Source organism: Citrifermentans bremense, from assembly GCF_014218275.1.
GTDB classification, from domain to species: Bacteria; Desulfobacterota; Desulfuromonadia; order Geobacterales; family Geobacteraceae; genus Geomonas; species Geomonas pelophila.
Genome location: NZ_AP023213.1, coordinates 3,492,105 through 3,504,244 on the forward strand (window position 1 = coordinate 3,492,105; position 12,140 = coordinate 3,504,244).

General features: G+C 61.6%; 14 protein-coding genes and 1 tRNA gene. 3 read left to right on the forward strand and 12 right to left on the reverse strand.

Annotated features, from left to right (window positions below):
* Positions 1-3: 3 nt before the first annotated feature.
* The 7 genes from GEOBRER4_RS15315 to GEOBRER4_RS15345 form a co-directional block, all read right to left on the reverse strand.
* A complete protein-coding gene (locus tag GEOBRER4_RS15315) occupies positions 4-1,125 on the reverse strand; it encodes a radical SAM protein (RefSeq protein ID WP_185243038.1) in 1,122 nt (373 codons plus the stop codon).
* 22 nt (positions 1,126-1,147) lie between these two features.
* On the reverse strand, positions 1,148-2,326 hold the full coding sequence (locus GEOBRER4_RS15320; RefSeq protein WP_185243039.1) for a vWA domain-containing protein: 1,179 nt from the start codon (positions 2,324-2,326) through the stop codon (positions 1,148-1,150).
* A gap of 4 nt (positions 2,327-2,330) precedes the next feature.
* Positions 2,331-3,179 carry an AAA family ATPase gene (locus tag GEOBRER4_RS15325; RefSeq protein WP_185243040.1) on the reverse strand — a complete coding sequence of 283 codons (849 nt, stop codon included), beginning with the start codon at positions 3,177-3,179 and terminating at the stop codon, positions 2,331-2,333.
* Between the two features lie 72 nt (positions 3,180-3,251).
* Positions 3,252-4,025 carry an IclR family transcriptional regulator gene (locus GEOBRER4_RS15330; protein ID WP_185243041.1) on the reverse strand — a complete coding sequence of 258 codons (774 nt, stop codon included), beginning with the start codon at positions 4,023-4,025 and terminating at the stop codon, positions 3,252-3,254.
* 409 nt (positions 4,026-4,434) lie between these two features.
* Positions 4,435-4,511: transfer RNA gene (locus GEOBRER4_RS15335), tRNA-Met, on the reverse strand.
* 183 nt (positions 4,512-4,694) lie between these two features.
* Entirely contained in the window at positions 4,695-5,453 is a 759-nt protein-coding gene (locus GEOBRER4_RS15340) for a hypothetical protein (protein ID WP_085811799.1), read from the reverse strand.
* A gap of 548 nt (positions 5,454-6,001) precedes the next feature.
* Complete coding sequence (locus GEOBRER4_RS15345; RefSeq protein WP_015838381.1) at positions 6,002-6,160, reverse strand: hypothetical protein; 159 nt, start codon at positions 6,158-6,160, stop codon at positions 6,002-6,004.
* Positions 6,161-6,424: 264 nt separating this feature from the next.
* On the opposite strand from GEOBRER4_RS15345, the gene GEOBRER4_RS15350 reads away from it, so the two are divergent.
* Positions 6,425-7,117, forward strand: coding sequence for a carbonic anhydrase (locus tag GEOBRER4_RS15350; protein ID WP_185243042.1), 693 nt, complete (start codon positions 6,425-6,427; stop codon positions 7,115-7,117).
* Positions 7,118-7,180: 63 nt separating this feature from the next.
* Here the strand turns inward: GEOBRER4_RS15350 and GEOBRER4_RS15355 are convergent, their stop codons facing one another.
* The 5 genes from GEOBRER4_RS15355 to GEOBRER4_RS15370 form a co-directional block, all read right to left on the reverse strand.
* The gene (locus GEOBRER4_RS15355) at positions 7,181-7,564 is read right to left on the reverse strand and encodes a DUF309 domain-containing protein (protein WP_185243043.1); all 384 of its coding nucleotides are present in this window, start codon (positions 7,562-7,564) and stop codon (positions 7,181-7,183) included.
* A gap of 11 nt (positions 7,565-7,575) precedes the next feature.
* Positions 7,576-8,727 carry a pilus assembly protein TadG-related protein gene (locus GEOBRER4_RS15360; RefSeq protein WP_185243044.1) on the reverse strand — a complete coding sequence of 384 codons (1,152 nt, stop codon included), beginning with the start codon at positions 8,725-8,727 and terminating at the stop codon, positions 7,576-7,578.
* 124 nt (positions 8,728-8,851) lie between these two features.
* Complete coding sequence (locus GEOBRER4_RS15365; protein ID WP_185243045.1) at positions 8,852-10,156, reverse strand: L-lactate MFS transporter; 1,305 nt, start codon at positions 10,154-10,156, stop codon at positions 8,852-8,854.
* 112 nt (positions 10,157-10,268) lie between these two features.
* The gene (locus GEOBRER4_RS20245; RefSeq protein WP_264177089.1) at positions 10,269-10,397 is read right to left on the reverse strand and encodes a hypothetical protein; all 129 of its coding nucleotides are present in this window, start codon (positions 10,395-10,397) and stop codon (positions 10,269-10,271) included.
* Between the two features lie 227 nt (positions 10,398-10,624).
* The gene (locus tag GEOBRER4_RS15370; protein WP_185243046.1) at positions 10,625-10,828 is read right to left on the reverse strand and encodes a GSU3473 family protein; all 204 of its coding nucleotides are present in this window, start codon (positions 10,826-10,828) and stop codon (positions 10,625-10,627) included.
* Between the two features lie 222 nt (positions 10,829-11,050).
* Between GEOBRER4_RS15370 and GEOBRER4_RS15375 the strand changes: the two genes are divergently transcribed.
* Positions 11,051-11,560 (forward strand): Spy/CpxP family protein refolding chaperone, encoded by a 510-nt coding sequence (locus GEOBRER4_RS15375; protein ID WP_085811795.1) that lies wholly within the window; start codon positions 11,051-11,053, stop codon positions 11,558-11,560.
* A 114-nt stretch (positions 11,561-11,674) separates the two neighbouring features.
* A complete protein-coding gene (locus tag GEOBRER4_RS15380; protein ID WP_185243047.1) occupies positions 11,675-12,130 on the forward strand; it encodes a hypothetical protein in 456 nt (151 codons plus the stop codon).
* Positions 12,131-12,140 lie beyond the last annotated feature (10 nt).

Below are 12,140 nucleotides of genomic sequence, written 5' to 3' on the forward strand. Positions count from 1 at the left end.
GATCTAGCCGTAGATGCCCCTTCTCATCCTGTCCTGCATCATCTCGTGCATCCGCTCGTCGACGTTGGCGGCCGTGATCCCGGATTCCCTGCAGAACTTGCGCACAGGCTCGACCTGGTCCGGGCGCTTCAGATCGTCCAGGCGCAGCAGGCGACCCGTCCTCTTCCCCACCTGGAACAACATCCGCTGATCCGGCTCCAGCTCCAGGAATCTCCTCGGGACAGCGACCAGGCGCTCCTTGCCTGCCGGGAAAGCGCCGTTTATCTCCTGAAACAGGTTGAAGCCATGGTCGCTTCTGACCGCGCTGGTGATGCCGTCGAGCGCGGCGAGGAAGGCGCCGATCTCCCGGGCCAGCACCTGGTCCGACGCGAAGCGGAATTTTTGGTCCCCGCTTCCGGGGAAGAGCTCCACCCCTTCCCGGATGTGCAGCGTCCTGAAGCGGATGAAGTCGGGATTTATCCTGTTGATGACCTCGGCGCTCTCCTCGGCATGCTCAAGGGAGAGCTCCGTCCCGCCGAGCCCGGCAAGGAAATACTCGGAGAGTTCGATCCCCGCCCCCTTCACCTTGAGCCCGGCTGCCACCTGCCCCTCCTTGTCGACCCCCTTTTGCACCAGCTTGAGCAGTGCTTCAGACCCGGTCTCCATCCCTACGTGGATACGGTTCAGTCCCGCCGCGGCCAGCTCCCTGAGGGCGGCGTCCGGGGTACGGGCGAGGCTCTCGGAGCGGGCATAGCAGGTGATCCGCTTCACCCCCGGGAACCTCTCCTTAAGATGACGGAGAATCCGCACCAGGTTTTCGGGACGGTAGGTGAGGCAGTCGGCATCCTGCAGGAACACGGAGTGCATCCCGCCGCAATACCAGCTCCAGGCCGCCAGCACCCCCTGGTGGTCCCCCGGCAGGGTCTGCGGCGGCACCCCCTGGGCGATCTGCTTGATCAAATGGTGAACGGTGTCGATGTCGCGGATGACTTCCTCCACCGGCCGGATGGAGAACCTCTGTTTCTTGTAAAGGGAGCAGAAGGTGCAGCGGTTCCAGGGGCAGTTCCGGTTCACGCGGATCAACAGGCTTTCGGCTTCGCTGGGTGGGCGGATCGGACCCTGTTCGAATCCGGCGTATGGTGGCATGAGAACCTCCTGAAGTTGGCGCTTACCGGTTCAGCAAATCGACCGCCTGCCCCACCCCGTCCAGCGTCAAGGGGAACATGCGGTCCCCCATCAGCTGCCGGATCAGGCGCACCGACCGGGTGACTTCCCACTCCCGCTGCGGCGCGGGGTTCAGCCAGACGGCCCGCGGGTACTGGGCCAAAAGCCGCAAGAGCCAGGTCGAGCCGGGCTCGGCGTTGTCGTGCTCCACGCTCCCGCCGGGCCACTCGATCTCGTACGGCCCCATGGTCGCGTCCCCGACCATGATCAGCTTCCAGTTCGGGCCGAACTGGTGGATCAGATCGAAGGTGGCGAGGTGATGCTGATGGCGGCGCCGGTTGTCGCGCCATATCTTTTCGTAAACGCAGTTGTGGAAGTAAAAGTGCTCCAGGTGCTTGAACTCGCTGCGGGTGGCGCAAAAGAGCTGCTCGCAAAGTTCCACGTGGGGGTCCATCGACCCTCCCACGTCCAGAAGCAGCAGCACCTTAACCTTGTTGTGCCGCTCCGGGACCATGCGCAGATCCAGGTAGCCGCCGTTGCTGGCGGTGGCCCGGATGGTACCGGGGAGGTCCAGCTCCTCCCTCGCCCCCTCGCGGGCGAAGTCGCGCACCCGCCGCAGGGCCATCTTCATGTTGCGGGTCCCAAGCTCCACCGAGCCGTCGAGGTTGCGGAATTCCCGCTTGTCCCACACCTTGACCGCCCGCCGGTGGCGCGACTCAGCCTGGCCGATCCGGATCCCCTCGGGGTTGTAGCCGTAGGCGCCGAAGGGAGAGGTGCCGCCGGTCCCGATCCACTTGCTCCCTCCCTGGTGCCGCTCCTTCTGCTCGGCCAGCCGCTGCCTCAGGGTCTCCAGGAGCTTGTCGAGTCCCCCCAGCGCCTGGATCTGCCGCTTTTCCTCCTCGGAGAGGAACTTCTCCTTGATCTTGCGCAGCCACTCCTCCGGGATCTGCGCGAACAGTTCGCCGCCCCCAAGGGTCGCACCCTCGAAGAACTCCATGAAGACGCGATCGAACTTGTCGTAGTTGGCCTCGCTCTTCACCAGGACCAGGCGCGCCAGATAGTAGAACTCCTCGGCGCTGCCAAAGGCGAGCCTTCTCTTGAGAGCCTCCAGAAGGGTCAGGAACTCGTTCAGCGTCACCGGCACGCCGGCGCGCTTTAGCCCCAGGAAGAAGTCGATCAGCATCGCCTCAGGCCCGAAAGCCCAAGCCGGTGTGCCGGGGCTGCCCCTGGAAAAGCTGCAGGTCCTGCTCGTTTTTCAGGAGCGCCCCGTGCAAGGGGGGAATCAGCCTCTCCTTTCCTGCAGCCTGCAGAGTCTGCGGCGCAACCCCCTCCGCGACCAGGATCTTCAGCCAGTCGAGGAGCTCCGAGGTCGAGGGCTTCTTCTTGAGCCCAGGCATCTCCCTCACCCCCAGGAACACCTCCAGGGCTTCTTTCACCAGGGCCCGGTTCAGGCCGGGGTAGTGCACCGAAACGATGCTCTCCAGGGTCTCCCGGTCCGGGAAACGGATGTAATGGAAGAAGCAGCGGCGCAAAAACGCGTCCGGGAGCTCCTTCTCGTTGTTGCTGGTGATGATGATCGCCGGGCGGTGCTTTGCCTGCACCAGCTCCCTGGTCTCGTAGACGAAGAACTCCATACGGTCCAGCTCGCGCAGCAGGTCGTTGGGAAACTCGATATCCGCCTTGTCCACCTCGTCGATGAGAAGCACCGCCTGCCGTTCCGACTCGAACGCCTCCCAGAGCTTCCCCTTGACGATGTAGTTCCCTATCTCGTGCACCCGCGCATCGCCAAGCTGCGAGTCGCGCAGGCGCGACACCGCGTCGTACTCGTAGAGCCCCTGCTGTGCTTTGGTGCTCGACTTGATGTGCCACTGGAACAGCGGCTTGTCCAGGGCACGCGCCACCTCCTCCGCCAGCATGGTCTTGCCGGTGCCCGGCTCCCCCTTGACCAGCAGCGGACGCCCCAGCACCATGGCCGAGTTGACCGCCAGCTTCAGATCCTCGGTGGCGATGTAGGATTCAGTTCCGTTGAATTTCATGTCTTTCATCCCCTGTAATTTCTTTACCCTATCTGCTGCAACCAGCTTCGGCGCGCCCCCCGCGCTTCAGCTTTAATAGCCAAGCGTGGCGGAAATGTCCGCTGCTCCCTGTTTCAAAAGCGGCGCAAGCTCCTGCTCTATCCGCTCGGGATGAAAACGCTGTGAAGGCCCCAGCATGCTCACCGCGCCGATAACGCGCGAGGTGTAGTCGCGGATGGGGGCTCCGACGCTGTTCACGCTAAGGTTCAACTCCTCGAACTCCACAGCGTACCCCTGCTGGGCGATCTCCCGCAGTTGGTCCATCCAGCTCTCCGCATCGGTGATGGTGTGCGGGGTGTGCCTCTCGAATCTGTTGATCGAGGTGTACTTGGCGATCGCCTCCTCGCCGAAATGCGCCATGAACGACTTCCCGGGAGCGGTGCAGTAGGCAGGGAGCTGCACGCCGAGGGTGGGCATGACCCGCAGGTTGTGGTCGCACTCCACCGAGTCGAGATTAATCACGCTGTAGTCGGACATGATGGAAACGCAGGTTGTCTCGTTGCACTGGCGCACCAGCCGCTCCATCACCTTCCGGGCCCCACCGAGCCCCCGCTGCCAGAGGGCCCTCTGGGCCAGCTCCACCGTCATGAACCCCAGCTGGTACCGCTCCGTGACCGGATCCCTGGATACGTAGTTGCGCAGCTGCAGCGTGGCCAGCAACCGGAATATGTTGTTCTTAGGCAGCTTGAGGCGCCGGCTCAGCTCCGTCAGACCGATCTCGTGGTCATCCAGGAGGAACTGCTCCAAAACGTCCAGCGCGCGGCTGACGCTTCGGTTACAGGTCCTCTTTTCTCTAGCTTTTTTCATGACTCGGTTCCTCTGAACTGCCCTCCGGATCTGTGCAAAAAAATAGATAATGGCAATAAAGTACTTCAATACCACAATAGCGCGAGAGTGTCAAACACGTATCTGTCGGAGTCCTGTTCGGCCGTGATGTCGCGTCTCCTGAATCGACAGCTTTCACTCCGCCGCACAGTTCGCACCATCATTTCAGCAACAGCCTCGCTGAGCCATGTCAGAGTAAGCCTTGAACAGTAACTAACTTCTAATAGCTGGCAGAAACGATGCCGCGGTCTTTAAAGGGGGCTATGAAACTGTGGAGGGGTTGAAAGGAGAGGTTGGTACAGGCAAGTGATCATGCCTCTGCCTGCGTCAGCAACTGCGTCAGACAAACAAAAAAGCCGCTTAGCTTTGTGGGCTAAGCGGCGTTATGTTTTGGTTGCGGGGACAGGATTTGAACCTGTGACCTTCGGGTTATGAGCCCGACGAGCTACCAGACTGCTCCACCCCGCGTCATTGAGTCCCACTTTGTACCACAGGCTTCGAACTACAGTCAACCATTTTTTCGAAAAAATTTTATAAGCTGCCCCTGCCTTCCTGTGACAGTCCCCGCGCATTCAAAGAAAGAGGAGAAGGGACCGGTGTCCCCTCTCCTCTTCAGTTCGCGTCCCTCGAGGTGCTCGGAAGCTGACGGCCCTACGGGAAGTTGATGTCGAGCTGGGTGGTGAAGGTGTTCTCGCCGGCGAGCTTCTTCTCGTTGTAGATGTCGTAGCCGAAGATCACGGAGACGTTCTTGGCAAAGGCCCAGGAGGCGCCGAAGCTGAGCGCGCCCAAGGCGTTGTCGCCTCCCTGGTAGTCGACCGCCACCCAGAGCTTGTCCGAGATCTCGCTCATGGTGCGGTCCCAGGAGAGGAGCACGCCGTCGTTTTCCTTTTTGCCGTCGACGTCGAGCAGCAGCTGGTCGTTGCCGACGTAGTAGCCAGCGGAAAGACGCCCGACGACGGGGAGGGTCTTCGCGGCGAGCCCGTAGATCACGTCCTGGTCGGTGCGGTAGGCGCTTCCCTTGTCCCTGTTGGTGCCGAAACCGTAACCGCCGACGGCGAGCGCCGGAGAGCCTTCGAAAAGGGAGCCCTCCGGGGTCCCGAGCTTGGCGTTGAAGTACAGCGGCTGGCTGTCGTAACCGTTGTTGCCGTTGGTGATATAGTCGATGCCTACCTCGCCCTGCACCTTCTCGAAGGGGAGCACGCCGGCGGTGAGCCCCAGGTCGTTGACGTGGCTCACGGCGGAGTTGTTGGAGGTGCGGGTGTAGTTGTCGATGCCAAGGTGCAGGCTCTTGTAACCCTGGACGTCCGTGGAGGGGATCCAGATCTGGGTGGAAGGGGTCGCCATTGCGGTTGCTGCGGTTGCCATGGTCAGCGCCGTTGCCATTACGAGGGTCTTGATGGTCTTTTTCATCTGCTTACTCCTTTGTAATCTTGGATTTTGGTGCTGCTTAACCTTGTGAGCCTGTCAGCCTCCGCGGCTGATCCTCCCCCTTTCGCTGAATAAAAAAAGGCGCCTCCCACCAAGGTGGAGAGGCGCCATTGCCTGTCTATCGTCCGCGTGCACTTCGTTGTGCTTCGCGTCCTGCCAATAATTAGCAGAAGCCATGCCACACCGGCAAGCCCCCCACTAACATGTCGATTTAAAAGGAGTTCACCGGCACGCGCGCCGCCCCCCGCATGCTATTCCCAATGAAAAAACAGGCAGAAGAGCCTATTGTTTGTGCAGCGGAGCCGGCAGCGGCAATGCGTTTGCAGCCGTCCATACGGCAGGTAAGACACCTTGCAAGCCGCTGGCTTCTTCTTGAAAAAAAGGGGAAAGAGAGTGGGAAAGAGGGTGGGAAAACGGTGGATCAAGGTGCGGGAGAGTCATCGACGGCGGCACAGGGATCTGGCAGAGGGTATGGCCAAATGCCGAGGCCGCAATCGCGGTGAACGAACGGTTTGGAGGAACTACGGAGCTTATTCTTCCCGGCGGGTGCCGGCGTTGATCTTTTCGCGGGCCTTCTCCTGGAGCTGCCGCCTGCGCGGGCCGCTCACCAGCTTCTCTTCCAGGAAAGCGATGCCGAATATCCCTACAGTGACGAGCGCCGCCACACCTGCCAATTGCAGCCAGAACATCTTTACAGAACCTCTTTTCCTTCGGATTTCCAACCCGGCTAATGTGCCCGAACCGTCACCGGTTGTCAACCCGGCAACTCCACCTCCCCCTCCTCTCCCCAACCACGGCGGCCGCTGCGGCAAAGGTACCAAAACGGCAACGAAAAAATTAATCTGGAACAATCGGCGTTCTCATGTAGAATGGGCCGCCCTTTACGGTGCGAAGTGCGTCAGACAAAGAGACTTTCGGGTATTTTCCCGATTTCCATCAAAAGGAGGAGAAACATGAAAAGCAGCAAGTTAGCAGGCAGGATCGCAGCGCTGGCAACGGCGCTGGCAGCAACGGCAGGGATAGCTTTCGCCTCGGGCGCGGCTGCAGGGGTCAGCGCCGACGAAGCGCTGCAGAAGCTGATCGACGGCAACAACCGCTACGTGGAAAGCAAGATGAAGTCGTCGGCCCTTTGCGACGCCACCGCCCGCGGCAAGCTGGCCAAGGGACAGCAGCCGTACGCCATCATCCTCTCCTGCTCAGACTCCCGGGTCCCGCCAGAGATCGTCTTCGACCAGGCCCTGGGCGAGGTGTTCGTGATCCGCGTGGCCGGAAACGTGGCTGACCCGCTGGTCCTGGGAAGCGTCGAGTATGCGGCGGAACACCTGCACCCTCCGCTTGTCATGGTGCTTGGGCACGAGCGCTGCGGTGCGGTGACGGCAACCGTCGGGGCCAAAGGAAAGGCCGAGGGGAACATCGGGGCCATCGTAAAGGCCATCGAACCGGCAGCCAAGAAGGCCAAGGCCAAGTACAAAGGGAAATCCAAAGAGGAAATCATCGAGTGCGCCGCTGAAATCAACGCGAAGGACGTGGCTGCCGACCTGACCAGGAAATCCAAGGTCGTCGCCCACATGGTAAAGGAAGGGAAGCTGAAGATCGTCTCCGCCAAGTACGACCTGGACGACGGCAAGGTCACCATCCTCAAATAGAGGCGCGTCGCCGCAAAAAAGAGCAGCCGCCTCCGGTTGGACCGGAAGGCGGCTGTTTTCGTTTCAGGAAAGGAGATGCAGCCTCGGCACCAGGCCCGGATTCACCTCGGCCATGCGCCCCTCGCCCAGCGCGGATAGCTCGTCAAGGAACCTTGCGGCGTCCTTTTGAAGCCGCGCCACGTCGAGCTCAAGACAGACAGACGACACCCGCCTCAGGCATTCGCCGCCCCCCTGCAGCAGGATCAGGGCCCCCTTGAAGTTGCCGTTACGCCAGTGATGCAGCGCGACCGCGATCTGCAGCACCCCCTGGTAGAAATCCCTAAGCTCCCCCTTCTCCCCCACCCAGAGCTCTTCCAGCGTCTCGTGGCACTCGAACCATTCCCCGCGGTTGAATTCCTCTACCGCCTTGACCAGTTCGCCGGGGGGCGCATTTGCGCGGCATGGCACGGCGCGCCTCGCTAGTTGACCAGGACGGGGCGCAGCCCGAAGAACTGCCTCTTGGAGGCGTTGTCGCAGCCGACGCAGGAGATGCGGTCGATGTACAGCCCTTCCCCGCCGGGGGCGCAGGAGATCGCAGGCTGGTCGGCGCGCCCGGAAGTCTTGCCGCAACCGGGCTCCCCGCCGACGCAGATCCGGCTTATGCGCACCAGGGAGTACTTGACCACGGTGCGCGGCTCAAACGCCTCCCCCGCCTGCCCTCCCCCGCAATCGGCGGCAGGGACCACCACCCACCACCCCGCGAGCCTGCCGTTTTGGTCGTACTCCTTGTTGGGGCTGTCCACCTTCGGGTCGTACATCATGGCCTTCAGGTCGCGCAGGATGGCGTCGTCCTTCATCGCGGCGGTGAAGATGGGGAGGCCGCAGACTTCCTGCACCGGCATCTCCTGGCAGACCAGATCGCTCATGGTGTTGGTGATGGTGACCGGGTGCAAGAGCGAGGTATAGAGGTAGCGGTTGGCGCTGGTGCTTTTGACATTGGGATCCCACGGCAGGTGGCTCATCCTTCGTTCCTGGACGCTGCAGACGTCGGGATAGCTGCAGGAAGGGTCGCAGGCAGCGGCGCAGATGGCGATGTTGGAGCGGGTGCCGGGGACCAGGGCGGCCACGGCCACCGGCGTGGAACCGAAGGAGGCGGTGCCGCTTATCTTGGCGACGAAAGTGCCGAGGCTGCCAAGGCCTACGGAGCTGCTTTCGGCAGTGCGTCGCGCCCGCACCTGCATCGCGTTCACCGGGGTTCCCCCCGGGGTGTAACTGCGGCTGCTCATGTTCCAGAAGCCCACGGTTATGTCGTTGTTTTCGGAGAGGGCGTTGCCGTTATCGTTCAGGAGGGCCACGAGGGCCGAGGCGCTGTGCTTTCCGGTCGCGGTGTCTACGGCGGTGCTGCGGGCCGCGGACTGCACGGGGTCGGCGGAGACCTGCGCCAGCTTTTCCGGGGACTGCTGCGCCTGGACCAGCAGACGCTTTTTGAGCGACTCGGCTCCGGTCAAGGCTGACATTTCCGCGGTATGCTGCAGGTCCTCGTCGCTTACGTACATGTAGCCGATGTCTATGGCGAGACCGGTCAGCACGAGAAAGACCACCAGCATGATGGTGACGTAGGAAGTATCCATTTAAGATCCTCTTGACTACTCAGAAGGTGAACCCGCAGGTGCGCCATGATAGCATCAGTTAAAAAAAGGGCCATGCAGAAAATGCATGGCCCCGCTTTTTATCATCTTGACGCCAAAGCCGGTTCTATGCGGAGACCTTGACCGCGACCTTCTCTCCGACCACCTCGGTAGCCTCGACTGCGACCGCCTTCTTCTCGCGCAGGAAGAAGGTGATGACGGTGCCCAGGGCAAGGCAGGAGCCCGCGAGGATGAAGGACTTGTTCAGGCCGCCGGGCTGCGCGTTCATCATCTCCGAAACGCGCCCCATCACCAGGCCGCCTACGCCCCAGGCGCTGAACAGCGCGCCGTAGTTGAGGCCGTAGTTCTTGAAGCCCCAGTAGTCCTTGGCGAAGGAGGGGAAGAGGGTCAGGTTGGAGCCGTAGTTGAAGCCGATGAAGGAGGCGAGGAGCACCAGCAGGGTGGCGGAACCGGAGCCGACGACGGGGACGGCTGCGAACATCAGCACCGCCTGGAAGCTGAGCATGATGGTCAGGGTGGCGCGGCGGCCGATCTTGTCGGAGAGCACGCCGGCAACCACGCGGCCGGAGGCGTTGCCGATCGCCATGATGGCCACGGCGACGAAGGCCATGGGGCCCATGCTCTTCTTGGCGAGGCCTGCCACGGAGCCGATCACCATAAGGCCTGCGCCTGCACCGATGAAGAAGGTGGTCCAGAGCATGTAGAACTTGGGGGAGCGGAGCATCTCGGAAACGGTAGCGTCATGCACGGCCTTCTTGGCGACGGCGGGCTTGCCTTCTTCGCCTTTAACCACCGGTTCGGCGGGAACGTACCCCTTGGGCGGGTTGGCCAGCACGAAGGAGAGGCCGCAGACGATGACGGCGAAGCCGGCGGCTAAGATGTACATCGACTGCTGGATGCCGTAAACCCCCAGGAGGTAGCTGGAGAGCGGCGCGATGTACACCGGCGCGAGACCGAAGCCGGCGACCACGATCCCGGCGATGAGGCCGGTCTTCTTGGCGGAGAACCACTTGAGCGCCGGCGGGGTGGCTGCGGAGTAGCCGAAACCGAAGCCGGAGCCGGCCAGGACGCCGAAGCCGGTGACCCAGGCTGCGTAGCTGTTGGAGTAGCCCATGAGGCAGAAGCCGGCGCCTACCAGGATGCCGCCGATGAGCGCGGTCTTTGCCGGGCCGATCTTGTCCTGGCACTTGCCTGCGACGATCATCGAGAAAGCAAAGGCGAGACAGCAGAGAGCGTACGGGTCGTTGATGGAGCTCAGGCTCCACTGGAACGCATCGGGGCCGCCCTTTTCGATGGACGCCTTGATGGCACCCTTGAAGATACTCCAGGCATACAGCACCCCGAGTGCCAGGTTGATTCCGGTTCCGGCGATGACTACCTGCCACCCCTTGTTAGATGTTGTTTTGGACATGCCTTTATACCTCCATGTTGGGATTGACCGCTCTTACCGTATACGTTAGCAACTTGCATACCAACGTTTTACCATTTCGTATATCGGTCAAAATTGTCGATAATACGTAGACTTAGACAGGACGCTCACCGCTTGCGCGGGCGGCTGCCGGGCGCACTTTTTCGCACAACAGCAAAAAGCCGTGCTGCTGAAACAGGGTCAACTTCCTGCGATGCGGCCGTAAAATCAGCACGTTGATCACTGCTAATGCTCCCGGGGAAAGCATTCGCAGATATGCGAAAGGGAAAAAGCTGTTTTGCAAATTTGTGAATTTGTCGCAATTCGTATAACAAGGATGAAAGTTGAGGGGGAAGATGGGAGGGGGGAAAAGGGGCGGCAAGGGGGGGGGCGCCGCCCGGAAACTGCGAAGGCCGGCCCAATCAGGGTCGGCCTTCCGTCTGCGCCGGTTGCTCTTCTAAAGCTGCACGATCAGCAGAAAAGGACGTTGCCTCTGCGCTCCGGACCGCGGTAGTTCTTCCCCCCCATTCCTCTCACAGCGTCGGTACCGATCTGAACACATTCGCCGTCGCTGCGAAGGAACGAGACAATGCCAGCCTGCTCGATCAGTTCCTGAAGATCTTCTGCCTTTACCAAGCCGCGCCTTTCGTCTGCAAACACAACCGGAATTTTCATGGCACCCCCCCTAAGAGATCATTGTTGCAAGCGTTAGCACATTCTAGCAATGGAATGCCGCCATATCAAGGTCTGCTGCCGCAAAAAAGATAAGGTCCTCTCTCACAGGGAGGCCAGATAGCATTTCCATACTTCTTCCACATTGCCTACACAATCCCCCATTACTCTTCCTTCCATACCGTGCCTTGGCGCACAGAAACCACATCGAAAAGGAGCCTCATCATGAAAAGGAATCTGAGAAAGCTCGGCCTGGTTGCCTGCATCACCGCAGCCGCCGCCTTCGGCGGCCAGACTGCGTTCGCCGAGTACACCGGCCAGGGCCCGACCCCCGCAGCCGGGCAGCACCAAAAACACAGGAAGGGGCACCGGGACGGGCATTTCTTCAAGCGGATGGCGAGCGAGCTGAACCTGACCGACCAGCAGCAGGCCCAGGCGCAGGAGCTGTTCAAAAAGAGCCGGCAAGAGCACAAGCCGCTCATGGAGAGCCTGAGGGCGGAGCGGAGCCGATTGCAGGACCTGGTACATTCGGGGGGCGCTGACGAGGCCGCCATCAGGGAGCAGGCGGCCAAGGTGGCGGCGGTGCAGGCGGACCTGGCAGTAGCGAGGGCGCAGGGGGCGAAGCAGTTCCTGGCGCTGCTCACCCCGAAGCAGGCGGCCCAACTCAAGGAGTTCAGGGCCAAACGCGGGGAGCGCTTCTCCCGGTGCGGCGGGCCTGCGGGTCCCGAATTCTAGATTCAGCGGCTTTTATCCCCTGCCTGCTCCCCTGGCCATTTGCCGGGGGAGTTTTTTTTTGTCAATTCCTGCTCCTCGCGTACAATTAGAAGCGCCAAAAGGAGGGACATTCAAATGAGACCACTGATCGGCTTACTTTTGCTCTTGGCAACACTGACCGCAGGGTGCGCCACGACTGCGCCCGACCACCGCCAGCGTCTCGAGGCGCTGCCGGAGCACTACCGGCAGTTCGACCTGGTGATGGGGTGGGAGACCAGGGTAGACAACGGAGGGACCGCGGTCGAGGGGGTGGTGCAAAACGTGCGCTACTTCCTGATGCGCGACCTGGAGATCTGGGTGGCACTGCTTGGCCCCCAGGGGAAACCGGTGCAGCGCGAGGTGAGCTTCGTCATCCCCACCGACCTCAAGCAGGACGAGATCGCGCCCTTTTCGGTGCGGCTGCCGATGGCGGTCAAGCCGGGCGACAGGCTCCGCTTCACCTACAAGTACCGGGCCAGCGAAGGCGGAGACGGCCTGGAACGCGGCAACTCGTGGATGCAGAGCTTCGAGCGGGTAGTAGCTCCGCGATAGCGGACGGGGA